Origin of the sequence: Paenibacillus thiaminolyticus (assembly GCF_007066085.1) — a bacterium.
In the GTDB taxonomy this organism is placed as follows: domain Bacteria; phylum Bacillota; class Bacilli; order Paenibacillales; family Paenibacillaceae; genus Paenibacillus_B; species Paenibacillus_B thiaminolyticus.
On sequence record NZ_CP041405.1, the window covers coordinates 755098 to 768792 of the forward strand.

The 13695-nt window shown below is 48.0% G+C and carries 20 protein-coding genes; 5 read left to right on the forward strand and 15 right to left on the reverse strand.

Annotated features, from left to right (window positions below; translation table 11 throughout):
* Positions 1 to 10: 10 nt before the first annotated feature.
* The 9 genes from FLT43_RS03305 to FLT43_RS03345 all read right to left on the reverse strand — a co-directional run bounded on the left by FLT43_RS03305 (position 11) and on the right by FLT43_RS03345 (position 7054).
* Entirely contained in the window at positions 11 to 547 is a 537-nt protein-coding gene (locus FLT43_RS03305) for an RNA polymerase sigma factor (protein ID WP_087440919.1), read from the reverse strand.
* A 593-nt stretch (positions 548 to 1140) separates the two neighbouring features.
* Positions 1141 to 2139, reverse strand: coding sequence for a hypothetical protein (locus FLT43_RS03310; RefSeq protein ID WP_087440920.1), 999 nt, complete (start codon positions 2137 to 2139; stop codon positions 1141 to 1143).
* A gap of 481 nt (positions 2140 to 2620) precedes the next feature.
* A complete protein-coding gene (locus FLT43_RS03315; RefSeq protein WP_087440921.1) occupies positions 2621 to 3187 on the reverse strand; it encodes a GNAT family N-acetyltransferase in 567 nt (188 codons plus the stop codon).
* A gap of 19 nt (positions 3188 to 3206) precedes the next feature.
* The gene (locus FLT43_RS03320) at positions 3207 to 3968 is read right to left on the reverse strand and encodes a YfjL-like protein (protein WP_087440922.1); all 762 of its coding nucleotides are present in this window, start codon (positions 3966 to 3968) and stop codon (positions 3207 to 3209) included.
* A 34-nt stretch (positions 3969 to 4002) separates the two neighbouring features.
* Complete coding sequence (locus FLT43_RS03325) at positions 4003 to 4467, reverse strand: aminoacyl-tRNA deacylase (RefSeq protein ID WP_087440923.1); 465 nt, start codon at positions 4465 to 4467, stop codon at positions 4003 to 4005.
* A 25-nt stretch (positions 4468 to 4492) separates the two neighbouring features.
* Positions 4493 to 4855: a VOC family protein gene (locus FLT43_RS03330; RefSeq protein ID WP_087440924.1), complete on the reverse strand. Its 363-nt coding sequence runs from the start codon at positions 4853 to 4855 to the stop codon at positions 4493 to 4495.
* 347 nt (positions 4856 to 5202) lie between these two features.
* A complete protein-coding gene (locus tag FLT43_RS03335; RefSeq protein WP_087440925.1) occupies positions 5203 to 5742 on the reverse strand; it encodes a hypothetical protein in 540 nt (179 codons plus the stop codon).
* Positions 5743 to 5823: 81 nt separating this feature from the next.
* The gene (locus FLT43_RS03340; RefSeq protein ID WP_087440926.1) at positions 5824 to 6315 is read right to left on the reverse strand and encodes a GNAT family N-acetyltransferase; all 492 of its coding nucleotides are present in this window, start codon (positions 6313 to 6315) and stop codon (positions 5824 to 5826) included.
* A gap of 295 nt (positions 6316 to 6610) precedes the next feature.
* Positions 6611 to 7054 carry an Hsp20/alpha crystallin family protein gene (locus tag FLT43_RS03345; protein ID WP_244194055.1) on the reverse strand — a complete coding sequence of 148 codons (444 nt, stop codon included), beginning with the start codon at positions 7052 to 7054 and terminating at the stop codon, positions 6611 to 6613.
* 197 nt (positions 7055 to 7251) lie between these two features.
* Between FLT43_RS03345 and FLT43_RS03350 the strand changes: the two genes are divergently transcribed.
* The 5 genes from FLT43_RS03350 (at position 7252) to FLT43_RS03370 (ending at position 8983) form a co-directional block, all read left to right on the forward strand.
* Positions 7252 to 7452, forward strand: a complete 201-nt coding sequence (locus FLT43_RS03350) for a spore germination protein GerPB (protein WP_087440927.1) — start codon at positions 7252 to 7254, stop codon at positions 7450 to 7452.
* A gap of 24 nt (positions 7453 to 7476) precedes the next feature.
* Positions 7477 to 8106: a spore germination protein GerPC gene (gene gerPC / locus FLT43_RS03355; RefSeq protein WP_244194056.1), complete on the forward strand. Its 630-nt coding sequence runs from the start codon at positions 7477 to 7479 to the stop codon at positions 8104 to 8106.
* Entirely contained in the window at positions 8087 to 8269 is a 183-nt protein-coding gene (locus FLT43_RS03360; protein WP_087440929.1) for a hypothetical protein, read from the forward strand. Before gerPC ends, FLT43_RS03360 begins: the two co-directional genes overlap by 20 nt.
* Positions 8270 to 8274: 5 nt before the next feature.
* On the forward strand, positions 8275 to 8628 hold the full coding sequence (locus tag FLT43_RS30755; RefSeq protein ID WP_087440930.1) for a spore germination protein GerPE: 354 nt from the start codon (positions 8275 to 8277) through the stop codon (positions 8626 to 8628).
* A 118-nt stretch (positions 8629 to 8746) separates the two neighbouring features.
* Positions 8747 to 8983, forward strand: coding sequence for a spore germination protein (locus FLT43_RS03370; RefSeq protein ID WP_087440931.1), 237 nt, complete (start codon positions 8747 to 8749; stop codon positions 8981 to 8983).
* Positions 8984 to 9059: 76 nt separating this feature from the next.
* On the opposite strand, the gene FLT43_RS03375 is transcribed toward FLT43_RS03370, so the two are convergent.
* Genes FLT43_RS03375 through hypE form a run of 6 tightly spaced genes read right to left on the reverse strand, consistent with a single transcriptional unit; the run spans position 9060 to position 13690 of the window.
* Entirely contained in the window at positions 9060 to 9536 is a 477-nt protein-coding gene (locus FLT43_RS03375; protein ID WP_087440932.1) for a hydrogenase maturation protease, read from the reverse strand.
* Positions 9533 to 10939: a nickel-dependent hydrogenase large subunit gene (locus FLT43_RS03380; RefSeq protein WP_087440933.1), complete on the reverse strand. Its 1407-nt coding sequence runs from the start codon at positions 10937 to 10939 to the stop codon at positions 9533 to 9535. The genes FLT43_RS03375 and FLT43_RS03380 overlap by 4 nt, the downstream gene beginning before the upstream one ends.
* Positions 10940 to 10942: 3 nt before the next feature.
* Complete coding sequence (locus FLT43_RS03385) at positions 10943 to 11839, reverse strand: hydrogenase small subunit (protein ID WP_087440934.1); 897 nt, start codon at positions 11837 to 11839, stop codon at positions 10943 to 10945.
* On the reverse strand, positions 11836 to 12366 hold the full coding sequence (locus FLT43_RS03390) for a cytochrome b5 domain-containing protein (RefSeq protein ID WP_244194057.1): 531 nt from the start codon (positions 12364 to 12366) through the stop codon (positions 11836 to 11838). Before FLT43_RS03390 ends, FLT43_RS03385 begins: the two co-directional genes overlap by 4 nt.
* Before the next feature lie 42 nt (positions 12367 to 12408).
* Positions 12409 to 12669, reverse strand: a complete 261-nt coding sequence (locus FLT43_RS03395) for a hypothetical protein (protein WP_087440935.1) — start codon at positions 12667 to 12669, stop codon at positions 12409 to 12411.
* A 19-nt stretch (positions 12670 to 12688) separates the two neighbouring features.
* Positions 12689 to 13690: a hydrogenase expression/formation protein HypE gene (gene hypE, locus FLT43_RS03400; RefSeq protein ID WP_087440936.1), complete on the reverse strand. Its 1002-nt coding sequence runs from the start codon at positions 13688 to 13690 to the stop codon at positions 12689 to 12691.
* Positions 13691 to 13695 lie beyond the last annotated feature (5 nt).

Below are 13695 nucleotides of genomic sequence, written 5' to 3' on the forward strand. Positions count from 1 at the left end.
TTCCGGTCTCCTAGTCGCAGCATGTTCCCATGCTCTTCCGCAAAATCGCCTTGGCCCGCTTCAAGCGCGTTTTGACCGTGCTCTCGTTCGCATTGGTGGCGGCGGCAATCTCCGCATTTTTCATATGATGGATATACTTGAGGATGATCACCTTACGGTACTCCGGCTTCAGCTTTTTCAGATAAGAATAGATCTCGTCGACAATGATCTTCAGCTCTACCTTTTGTTCCACCGACAACTGACTATCGAAGTCTTTGGCTAATTCGATATCGAGAACCGTATCTTCGGACGCGATATCATTCCACCGGTTACGCTTGCGCAAATAATCGAGCGAGGTTCTTGCCGCGATCGATTGCAGCCATGCGCCCAGCTTGCTGTGATCATGCAATGTATGAATTTGCGTAAAGGCTTTCATAAATGTTTCTTGTGTGATATCCTGAGCCAAATGGCTGTCTTTGATAATCATATACGCCGTAGAATAGACGCGTTCATAGAACATTTCGAACATCGAGCGTTGATTTTCTTGCACCAGTGCTTCCGAGGACATTACTGAGCCTCCCGCTATCTTATAATACAGAACGCAGATTTCTGTTCATTAATATCTACCATTCATCAAAAATAACTTCATATCCCCTCCTCTGAATCCTATAAATCATTATTTATCCTTTTTCCGCATATGCCGGGATGTAGCATATCCAGATTTCACGAAAAGCGGGGCCGCGATGAAATGAAAAAACACCGCTCCCCTAGAAGATTATAGCAGATGTTGCACCGCTGGTCGCATCTCGTAAATATACGAAAAGTCCTTTCCCGGGAAAGGACTGTCGATTGTAAACTACTCTTTGCCAGCAAACAAAAGTTATTAACCCATTTTGCGCCTCATGAATCAGCATTTTCTCAGCGAGATAGGATCTTCTGGATAAAAGCAAGGGAATTTTCCACGAAATTGTGCTTGTACCAGGTCGTAAATCTGGATACTTCCTCATCCGAACATTAACCAAACATGTCATGTGCATCCTGCTCGGTTATTTTCCGCAAAAAGGGAGGCTGCATCATTCCCGCAACCTCCCTCTCGTCACGCATTTGCCCAATGCTAGGGCCAGATCCCCTCCCTACCGTCTTCTTCATAACTGACGATACTTAATCTCCCAAAGCTGCTAACCACCCCGATTCAATGTGCACCACGTTTTTATCGGCATCCAATGCGGCTCTCACCTTCGTAACTTTATTTTGAATGAAGCGGTAATATCCAATTCTGTTGTCCCATTTAACTTCAAATCCTGTAATGTCGATATTGAATAATTCCTTGGCAAGCGAAGCGACCGCTTCTTTCGCCTCTTTTTCTGTAATTCCTTTGTTAGTCGTCACCTTTTTTCCCTGTTGATTTTCAATGCTGATTACTTCCCCTGTCTTGAGTTCCACACAAATACTTACCTTGTCATCCCCAAACCGCCACTCAGGTTTCGACATACTCCCATTCACAAGCGTAGCTTTCGTCACGTCAATTTGATGATCGAACGCTGTTTTCGCCGCTTCCGTTACTGTTTTTAACAATTTCGGATCAAGCTCTTTCTTTTCAAAATCGATCACTATAAAACCTACGTTCGTCGATGAATCATTTTTGGTCAGAGAGGCAGAGAAGTCTTTTCCTCTCAACAAATAACTTACGCCATCTTCAAGTTTTTCCTTTTGATTATCATAAGACTGTGACATGGGAACTTCTTTATTAAATACGTATTTTTTCTTAGGATACAGCTCTTTCAGCTCTTTCAGTACTTTATCTTGATCCTCTTTGCTGATTTTGTCGATTGTCGTTTCGCTTTCTATGCTCATTATTATCCCGTGTTCAGGTACAAATTTAACATTATATTTTCCATCTATGGATTTAACTTCTACTATATTGGCCGCTGGATCTTCGGCAACCTCCTTAAGCTTAATCTCTTTCCCCGCAAATTGACTTACCGCTTTATGCAGCTTGGCAGCCATCTTCTTGTCTATTTCAACCTTCTTCCCATCCGATTGCTGCTTCTCTTGCTGCTTCTCTTGCGCTGCCTCGGCGCCTGCAGGAATCGGGCCTGCCAATGTTGACAGCATGCTGGATACGATCAATGTTGCGAAAATAGCTTTTTTTACATTCACGTTAACCCCTCCTTAGTAGTTCCTTGAATATATTCCGGCTCTCATCATTTTAGCGAAGGAATTGGAAAAAAAACCACAAAACGTTCTATTAATTTTAATTAAGAAATCGTTAATAACTCTAAGAAAATATTAAGAAAATCAAATGTGTTTCTTCACGTAATCCGAACCAAAAAAACATTTTCTTGGCAGTTAAATAAAATTGCCGTCCCCGAAGTTACCTTCACCTTTTCAATCGGATCAGTCTTCAAATGATTATCCGGTTCCTCGGCTCGCCCTTCCAATCAAGCTATCTCTTCTTGCACTTAGTTCATAATCCAAAACTAAAATTATGTTCATGAGGCTCGCGGAAGGGTTCATTATTTTAAACAAAGACAGCCCTGCAATTCAATGCAGAGGCTGTCAATTCACACTTGGTCGGACTAGTTCTCATGCGTTACTGCCCGGTTCATCATTGCGTTCAGGCATCAGCTGTAGACGCCTATCAATGCGCTTCATATTCATTTCTTAGTAGCGAGTACATGGCGATATCGACGTATCTTCCCTTTTCGAACTCCTGTTGCCTCATCACGCCTTCTTTTTGAAAACCGAGCCGGAGCAATAATCGCTCAGATGCGATATTTTCCGGATCAATTTTCGCTTCGACCCGATTCACGCCGATATCGCGGAAGCCGAACGCCAGGACACGCTGCGCGACCTCCGTCATGACTCCACGCCCCCAATATGGAGGCGCCAGATCGTAGCCAAGCTCCACTCGGCGATGCGTCTTTTCATATTGAAGAAAACCGCATGTCCCGATAACTTTGGCAGATGATGTATCCTCAATAACCCAGCGCACTCCGCTCTGTTCAGCGAATATACTCTGGTGCCAATTCCATTCCCGTATGACATCCTGAAGCGATTGGAACGGTTCCAGCGGCGTGTAACGGACCACTTCCTCATCCGAGTAAAGGTCCATAATGTCGCTGCAATCCCGTTCCTCCATGGCCCGTAATAGAAACCGCTCCGTCTGCAAGCGGGGAAATTCCTGAAATGTAAAAACTCCACTCATTCTCGCTTCTCCTCTATCGTTAATACTCCCTGACTTCCTTCTTCATCTCTTCGATGCTCGCTATATGCTCAAGCTTATCGTAAGGCAGAGACAGCACCATCGTCTTGTACATGCCCCCGGTTCCCGCGCTGTCTTCCTTGGTATCCTTGTCTCTGCCCCTGACAAAAATGTTGACCTCCCAAGGCGCTGCCGCGAGGTCCGGTACGACAGCATATAATTCCTGCCACAGCGCTTCAGAGATCGAATCTGTCCCGAGGCGCATGTCCAGCGTATATTCATGCTTCGGCTCCAGCGGGATAGCCACACCATTGTCATCTGCGGCAGGGCTGGTGCCGCTATCTATCGGCATCAGAGAGTAGATGGTCGTTACCGCGATGGACTCGATGTCTTCCTGCGCATAGAGCCTTGGATACCGCTTGCGAAGCTCATCATCGATTCGTTGCTCCCAGTAGACCATACTATAGTTATCTTCCAGCATCTCCCCCCTGCCTTGAGCCGCCTTATTATAAAAAGCATGCATGGTCACATCAATTATCCGCTTTTCGGTATCGTGGATGTTGAACACCTTGGCCGTATAATCACGGAACTTGAACCCGTAAGAGCTCCCGGCAACCGCGACGTCCATATTGTACTTGGCCTTCATATATGCGGCCGCTTCCCTCTTCACTTCCGCATGCTTCCACGGATATCCATTGAACTCGGCATATGTGTAAAAAGCGAACCATCCTGCCAGTCCGATCATCATGCTCGACAGGATCAGGAGAATCTTCTTTTTATTCACGAGCCTTCTCCCTCCCCCATGGCAGATCCTTAGTCTATTTCCGCACTCTCACTACTTCTCCTCCGCTTGCGCGCAGCAATTCGGTTACAGCTAGCTTAATCAGGGAATGAGGAGATCCGCCTCCCGTGTATACCACGTCCTGCTCGGTAACCTTGGGATCGATCAGGAACAACGCATCGAATCCGAACGACGGCACCCCGCCGGCCGGATACCCTGTCCGCTCCAGCACCTCCGTCTCATTCGCGAGCCGCGGCTTGACGATTTCCAACGCTTTGCCGACTCTCGTCGTGCTCGCTCTGTCTTCGCCTTTGACAATCGCGACGATGAACCGGTTCTGTTCGTCAATCATACAGATGTTCTTGACGAATTGTTCGGCTGAGCCCTGAACGGCGATGGCCGCCTCCTGAACGGAGTGACAGGATTGCTCCAGGACGAGATGCTCGGCTTGGATATGATGCAGGGACATATACTCTTTAATTTTCATTTCATACGCATTCATTTCTATCTTCTCTCCACTTTCTGATTTAATTAGGTTGAATAAATTCAACTCGGTTGCCGAACGGATCCCGGAATTCGAACCGTTCATATCCCGGAATCGGAACCGATTCCAGAATTGTAATCCCATTGCTAAGTAATCGCTCTCTCATCGAATCGATGTCCTGCACCTGATACGCCAGGTGGGCTTTGGTCACTGAACGATCGACGCCATCTTCGGTCCCGATATGCAGCTCCTGCGTGCCGACTTGGATCCAAAATCCCCCTCTTCCGGCTAAAGAGTCGGGCTTGGCGATTTCCTTTAACTGCAGCACGCCGCAATAGAAAGCTTTGGCTTGTTCTTCTTCGCCTCTCGGTATCGTAATCTGGGCATGATGGAAGCGGGTAATCATTGTCAATCCCCCTTTTTCTCACCGATGAACGTGATGATTTTTCCGATATTCGTATCGTTGCGGCCGCAAACCATATAGTTACTATACCACAATTTGGAATGAACGCCGTACGCAGCTGCATTTCTTTTTCCAGAACATAGCACTCCTGATTCATTCACGAATGGTTAACCCGATTCCGCGGTTCTTATAACACCTTGTTATCCATTATTGCTTTGAGATCGTAAATTCTCAAATCTATTGATAAATGTGAAAAAAAACCGGTAAAGCCAACCGGTTTTCGTTCTCTTCTCGTTTTGGTTCCGAGTAATCTGCCTGATCGTATGTCGTGGATATAACGAATCCGTCCACTATGCCTTTACTTTCTTGGGCCAAATAAAATTGGAAATCGCAACAATCAGATCAATGCCCACGATGACCGTCCAGATGCGCGTTACCCCACTCAATGCTTCGGTCCGGGAGGCGTCATCAATAAGATAGATTAGCCCCAACAACATCCCGGCGCCAATCAGATAGGCCAGCACATGCCTGATCCAACCTTTCAAGTAATGCTTCGCATATTCGATGCCGTACCGTGTCGGCGGCTTCGCTCCTTGCTTGGCGACATAGTACCGGAATCGTCCATCTGCCCACGCAATCATGTCTTTGCCGAATGCGATTGAGACCCCAATATATATCGCAGCGAGAGCATGCGCCGTTGTCGCCGTGGCTCCGCCGTATAGATCGATGCTAGTCGTAACTAACAGGATCAGATCGATAACCGGGGTAAGAGCGAGCAGAATCAGACCCAGCTTCTGTCTCTTAAGCACATAGCGAGCGAATAAGCCGAGCAGGATGACGACCCAGAAGCCAATCTCGCTGGCTACAATGGCCCATGCTACAACATTCAAAGTCACACGTCCTTTTTATTCGATTCATTACTGCATGGCTTTATTATTCTTTAGCTGCCCCACACGGTAGCTGCCCGGGAGCTACATTTCTTTTTCCAGAATATAGCACACATCCTCCCGGCTCATCGGATTTTGGATTTTCACAATTTTAAATCCGCATTTATTGACATAAAAATGATGATTTCTTTTGGAATATCCGGGAGTTTCCGTCATCCATTTTTTCGTGTCTGGGTACTTCTGCTCTATGTATCTCCATATCGTAAGCCCAATTCCGCGATTCTCCAACAAGGGATCAAGAAATATACACCCTAAAACGTTTTCATTGTTTTCGTTAATCCACACAATGACCGCTCCTATCACCTTGTCATCCAATGCGACCTTATAGGAGTGAGTCGGTGAATGGAGCGCCCAACGTCTTATAAATTCGCCGGTGTCATATCCTTCAGGACCTCCCTTTTCACAGCCCAGAAATTGCTTCGTATCCGTGTCAAAGGCGCGTGTCATAATTTCTGTCAAACCGGCCACATCTTCTTCACAAATAGGTTGAAACATCAAATTTTCATACGTTTCCATCTTATGCCTCCATTGTTGAATTCAATCTCACTGAGCAGTCATATTTTTGCTTCTACAGGGGCTGCATAGAGATGTGATCTGACGGTTACAGGAATAATTTAGCTGCTATCATCTCCATTCTATCTCTTTTTGTTCATATCGTTCAATACCAAGCAGCAGGATTTTAATAACAAAAAGAAATCGTCTTTTAGATGAGACCGCAAGCCCCATTTACTCAAACGATTTCTTTGGAAGCCTTACTTGGTTCATCCCTATCCGTACGCTGTCTGATCCATAACAGAGTTATGCGTCCAGCTTATTCATAGCGAATACCTACATTATAGAAATCCAAGTCATCATCATTTTTCCTCACTTTAATTTGCAATACACCGTCTTTATAGCTAGCTCTGCATTCCCGGGCCTTGACTAATACGGGGAGTTGGACTACAAATGATTGATTTTCCGGCAAGCCCTCGATTTTAAGCTGATTGGAACTTACCGATACCTGCATATCTCTTTCCCTAATCGAATCGGGAACTTTAATTTTGATAAATACAAAATGATGGGTCTGAAAGATTTCATGACTCAACGCTTGGTTTGTATTCGATACTCCAGGGACGTTCTTCAAAATCCGTTGCACATAGTTTTCGACCCAATTATCCGTGAGTTTCCCGCTGTTCTTATCTACAAAAGGAAAATTTGTGCCAAAAAATTGTTCGAATTTCTTCCAATCCATTGTACCTTTTGATGCTTCGCTCAACTTCATCACCTCGTTGATCCGATGTTGCTATATCCTATGAAGCGGCTCCTCTAGGTGTTCACCTAGTGTGAGGTAACAAATGGGCATCTGCCTGCATACGATGCGTTATATGTAATAAGAGCACGGAATAAAATGCTTTTGGACTTGGGTATTCATGTCATCCAGGAAAAATCGCATGAGGATTAAGGTGGTATCGTATGAACCTGATTGTCCACCAAAGTATTACGATTCAAAACCTATGTGTGAACACGATATCCAATTCTTCTGTATTGCAAATCGGCAGTGCAGGGGTGATTCAACCGCTATCCAATCCACCTAGCGCTCCCGAACCGGTCCAATCGGTTCAGGAAGCCGCTGAAACGGGCACTTCTTTGGTCCCTTTGCCACCCCCGGCTTGAGAATAACAATGACAGGAGGAACCAATGATGAATCATGCTTCACATGAATGTAACCATTACTGGAATCAACTTCATACTTATATTCAGTGGCAAGCAAGTAAAATTGACAATTTAGAGAAAAAGCTCGAGGAAGTAAATAAAGAACTTGCTGGCCTACAAAATAAAAAACCAATATCGATTGACAAAATCGAGTATCGCTTTGACCAGTTAAAGATAGAAAATCTGAATGGAACATTAGTGATCGGGGTTACTCCGGAAGGGGTGAAATCTATCGAGGATATGGCGGCCCAGGGGTGCAACTGGACACACAGCGCTAACGATAAATCTTCCGACCTTCATCGTTCCGTCTCCAAAATCATTGACCAGTATGTTGACAGCAGCGTCCCGGATCTCATTGATTCCACTGCCAAATTACACCAAACGATGGTAAACCACGAGTATCGCCAACATATGATCAGTGATCTAAAAAAACAAATGAATGGCCGAATTCAGTACTATATGGGTCAAATGGATGAATATTCGGCAAATCACCCGGCACTTGCTAGAGATCAAATCGTAGATAAGGTAAAAAATGATATCCATATTGCCATCGATAAACATATCGGAACGATAACGAAGGGAGCGCAGCATCCTCATGCAAATGACAGTCATTAATAAAGAAATCAATGTAAATATGATCCGGGTGCTTGGTGTGTCCAGCTCGTCCGTATTGATGGTCGGTGATACGAATGAAATCCGATTGTTTTCTCTTTCTGAATCTCCGCCTGAGGAACCTGCAACGACCGAAACTACCGTTCCTCCCAAAAAAACACCGTAACTTTTATGAGGATTTCATGCGTGCAGATGCTCCGGGTGGACAGTATTTCATTGAGTTCCATCCTTCTTGTTGGAGATGCCCTAAGGGTAAAATCGAATTCAAAAGATTTAATCATCCAAAGTAAGGCTCCCTTCTACCTGGGACCCGACAGAGATTTTAGCGAGTTTCCGATCTTTGCCAAAGAGATTCCTGAAACAAAGGCGCCTGTCCACATCCAAATGAACGTGAGGAACGAATCGAAGTGTATAAAAGTAAGGGAGATAGACGTAAATTCAGCAGCAGACTCATCGGTTATTCAAATTGGATCAACCTGTTCGCTTGCGTGTGAATCACGAATAAAAAATATTAAAGAGTCCTAATCAGTAAGTAAGCATCGCGCGTTGCAATAGAAACAATAGAGCCTTCACTGGACTCATGTCACTTAGGCAAATAAATGGCATATGATGAATTTATCTTATGTCAATTGAGGTGTGCAGCATGCCCTCCATTGTTGGAAACATTAAAGTCGTCAGCGTTACATCAGGCGGAGTTGTTCAAATTGGCGATTCGATACAAGTATCACCAGCGAGCACCTCGAAAAGTTACGGCGGTGCAGGATCATTTAATACAGGCGATTTTATGAACGCCAACAGTGCCGCAAGTGCTACAAATACAATAGATCCTGATGTAGCAGACTCGAATATTCCATCTGCTGGCAACAGAGGGGTCGTATAGACTTGGATGCAGATGTCGTAGCAAAAAACCGGGGAAATCCGCCCGGTTTTTTTGCCTCACTATTGAACCCGGCCATTCAATCATTTTTATTGGACCGGACTGAATACACATGCATGCAAAAATATATGAAGCTGGCCGTATATTCCACGATACGCTGAAACTGGTCAGCCAACGCTGCGCTCATTTCCAGCCCGAAGTCAATCTGATCGGCCTCGATTCCGATAACGCATGTCTGAACATCGGGGTACACTATTGGAATCATATGAAACAAATGAAGATTATGCGCTGAAATGCCTCGTTCCTGTGCTTGGAAGCGGTCTAACGGGAATAACGAAACTTCACCGGCCTTATTTCCGCTAACCGCAGCGTCGACGATGATGAGGAGCTCCGCACCCGCGATCACGTTCAGACAATAGTCAAGATCCGTCTCGCCTGCCATGAATCTGATTCGTTGATCCGTCATCTGATCTTGCAGCGCTTCAACGACGTACACTCCAATTCCGTCATCCCTCATCAACCGGTTGCCGATGCCTAGCACGAGCACGTTCATCATCCGAACACCTGAAACGTCTTTGATTCATAACCGGGGCGATGAATATGGGTTGCGCAGGACATGCACGGATCGAACGATCTCAGAATTCTTCCTAATTCCACCGGCTCGTTGGGGTTGACGATCGTTGTTCCGATTAACGCTTGTTCGGCTGTTCCTTTGCTACTAGAGGTGCTTGCAGAGAAATCCCACGCCGAAGGGGTAATGATTTGGTAAAAAGACAGCTGTTTATTCTGAATTTTCAGCCAATGGCCAAGCGCCCCTCTCGTCGTATCGACCAGACCCGCGCCCCGGGAAGATTCAGGCACCTGCCACGGTTCCTGCACGTCCGTGCCGGGAATGATTCGATCCAATAGTACCTCCATCACTTCGATGACTTTCTTCACTTCCAGTACACGGGCAATGATGCGGTCCATGGTTGAGATGCCGTTCCGATACTCTCCGGTTATCCAGAGCCTGGCCAGAGGCCCCACCTCAAAAGGAAGATCGTTATAGCGGGGCGATTTCACCCATGAGTAAGCGTCCGGCTTCTCGATATCCGGTTCCGGCATCGTGTCAAAGGGACGGTAGGAGCTTGGACCCCGGTACCATGAATGATCAAGGTGTTCGGTTATTTTTTCCCGGTCAAAAGCCTGGAATGTCCCGTCCCGATAGATGCCCGGCCTTGCATAAAGCGTGCCCAGCTCTGCATAATCAGTGAACACGCCGTACGTCATTAAATTACGGTGTCCGACACCGATATGAAAATAATCCGGATAATAGTTCGCCAACGTATACACATCCGGAATCATTTTGCCGGTAACGAAAGCAGCGATCTGCCGTAAAAGCGATTTTGCTGTGACAATCTTGTCTGCGGTGGCGGGGGCCGTAAATCCCCCGGCAAAAATACCATGATTGTGCGGGGCTTTGCCCCCAAATACCGCCAACAATTCATGAGCCATTCTGCTGACAGGCAGGGAGTCGAAATAATGAGCGGCCAGCAGCTCATTGACTTGGGGGGGAAGGCGATAGTCGGGATGGTTGGCTGCATATATCGTGTTGACATCCGGAAGCTTCACGAAATCGGGAAGCCCGTATTGGTAAAAATGCCGGATATGATTTTGCAAAAACTCGCAGCCGTGGATGACGTCCCGCAAATAACGGCCTTGCTCGGTGGGAATAATGCCAAGCGCGTCCTCCAAAGCCAAAGAAGCAGCGACAGAATGCGCAGTGGAACATATGCCGCAAATCCGCTGCGTCAAATAGATCGCATCGAATGGACTTCGGCCCACCATCATCTGTTCGAACCCTCTGAACATAAGTCCTTTCGTTCTCGCTTCCGTCACCCGCCCGCCGTCCACGACCACATCCATCTCCATAAATCCGCTTATACGCGTCAAAGGATTGATCTTGATTCTTTTAACCATCCCTTACTCCTTTGCCGTCTCGTACGAGATGAACGGCGCCATTTGATCAGGAAATCCGAACTGCGAGCAGCCGATGCACGTGCTTGCCCCGATAGGCCAATTACCGCTGTTATTCCACCGTCTTGTCGGACAATCGACCCGGGTTACCGGACCGCGGCAGCCCAGCTTGAACAAGCAATACGGTTCTCCCAGCGTCTTGGAGAAAATGCCTTTATTGAAGTAATCCAGCCGCGGACAACGGTCATGGATCAGGGTGCTGTAGAAGAGAAGCGGCCGATCTCTCTTATCCAGCGCCGGTTCGCCATACATCAGCAAGTGGGACAACGTTCCGAGGAACCAGTCGGGATGGCATGGACAACCCGGCAGCTTGATCACCTTGCGATCAAGAACGCTCTGCAAGCCAACGCTGCGGGAGAGATTCGGCTTGGCTGCCGAAGGACCGCCGTCCACGGCGCAGGCGCCTACCGCAATGACATGTGCGGCCCTTGAGCCAAGCATCTTGGCAGCCTGCAGTCCCGTTAACGGCTTGCCCTCGTAGCTTCCAACCAACTGATACATGCCATTGTTCCTTTGCGACACCGCGCCTTCCACTGCAAGAATAAACGCTTCGCCCGATGTTACCAGCTCCATCAGCTTGTCGAGGGCCTGCTCCCCCGCGGCAATCATCAAGCTGTTGCTGTACACGAGATCGACCATGGATGTGATCATATATTCGAAGCTGGGATTGCCCCCGTTCAATAATGAAATAATGTTCCCCGAACACCCGTTTAGCTCAAGCCACACCAGCTTCGGCTTCTTGATTTCGCCGCTGTTCAGTTTTTGTTTCGCCTCTTCGAACAACCGTGTAGCAATGGCCTCATTCGTAAGCGGTTCAGGCGGCAGTATGATCGGTTCTGTCAATTCATCAACCTCCCAACCGGGGGTAATGTATGGAGAATCCACTGCTCCGCCGCATGGCACGAAGCAAATTCCCGCGTCCAATCCCGCCCTGCAGAGAGCCCGAAATGTGTTGCGGCGGACCAGGCTGCGTTATTCGTGACATCGTATACGATCCCGTTCACGGCCACATAAGCGGGCCAGCCGTTTTTTCCGTTATACTGGGCTAATTGTTCGCGGTTCATCGTCTGTTGGTATTGCGGCTGCTGAGTTCCGGCCGAGTGCTGTGCGGGGAGTGTCTGAACAGGGGCAGAGGGAAGCCCCGTCTGCATCTGAGGCGGCTGCGGCTGCATCATTGGCTGCGGAGGCTGTACGGGGACAGTCTCAGCCAATTGGACCAGGAACTGCAAGTGGGCAATTTGATTCCACAGCTGGTTCAACGTTAGGCTTCTCATATGTGCATCCTGCGGCACATACAATAAACGAATTAAATACTGCACTTCCGAGAAGGCAGCATGAATTTGCTGTCTGACCAGTTGGCTATTCGTCACCGCTCATCCTCCCACGATTGCTCTTCGGCGCATCGGATTTGCCTAATCGAAATACGTGATCATCGTCTGCCGGGACTGACCTTCCCCTTCGCGGCTCTCCAATTCCCGCATGAGCTGTTCAAGCTGATCGCATAACTGTCCGGCGGCATGTTCCGCCTCCCGCAGTGCTGCGTTCAACCGGCTGTCTTGCTCTGACAGAGCTTCCTTGCAATGACCGGTATTTTCTTGGACATGATGCATGAGTTGACACATGGACTGCACCAAAATCCGCAAGGGAACTTGATGAAATGTTTTTTGACACATGAGCGCAAAACCTCCTGACTTAACATATTCGAGGCAAAGGGGTTCCAGTCATCATACCAAGTTCGCGTGTTCCGCCAATGGCCGTTCGGAGCAGCAGCCTTCCGCGCCCCGCGCGGACGGTTCCGATTTCAGCGGCCATTTCGTTCCCGGGAATCGCTCTTAAGCAGCGGACAAGCCCGGCCGACTCTTCCTCGGAGACGAACAGCAATACTTTCCCTTCATTGGCCATGTACAGCGGATCCATCCCCATCATCTCCAATGCGCCCTGCACCTCCGGCTGAATCGGAATGTGTTCCTCGTCCATGACAATGTCGAGGCCGGTGCTGCGCGCGATTTCTGTAAGCGAGGTTGCCACTCCGCCGCGCGTCGGGTCTCTCATGAACCGTACAGTATGGAACCGCCCCAGAAGCTGATCAATGACAAGATTAAGAGGGCGGCAGTCGCTGCGGAAGTCGGAAGCAAACTCCAAACCCGCGCGTTCCGCCAGAATAGCGACCGCATGCTCGGCAATGCCGCCGTTAATAACGACCCGGTCTCCGGGCTGAATATTCCGAAGCCCTATTCTTCCCGGTACTTCCACAAATCCGATTCCGGTCGTGTTAATCATCATTCCGCCGCAATTCCCGCGCTCGATGACTTTCGTGTCGCCTGCTATAATGCGAACTCCCGCTTGCATTGCGGTATTTGCCAAAGACTGAACAACCCGCCTCAATACAGCAAGCTCCAGGCCCTCCTCCAAAATAAAGCCGGCCGTAAGGTACGCCGGAACGGAGCCGCTGACGGCAAGGTCATTCACGGTTCCGGCGACAGCCAGCTTGCCGATGTCCCCTCCCGGGAACTCAAGCGGTTGAATGACAAAGCTGTCCGTGCTTACCGCCATATGTCCGGATCGGGCGGGGAGTAATGCAGCATCGTTCTGCTCATGCAAGACGGCATCCTGCAGCAACATCTGAAAGACCTGCTCAATCAAATCCTGCGTCAATTGTCCTCCGTCGCCATGAGAGAGCATAATTCTTTTCAATCTGG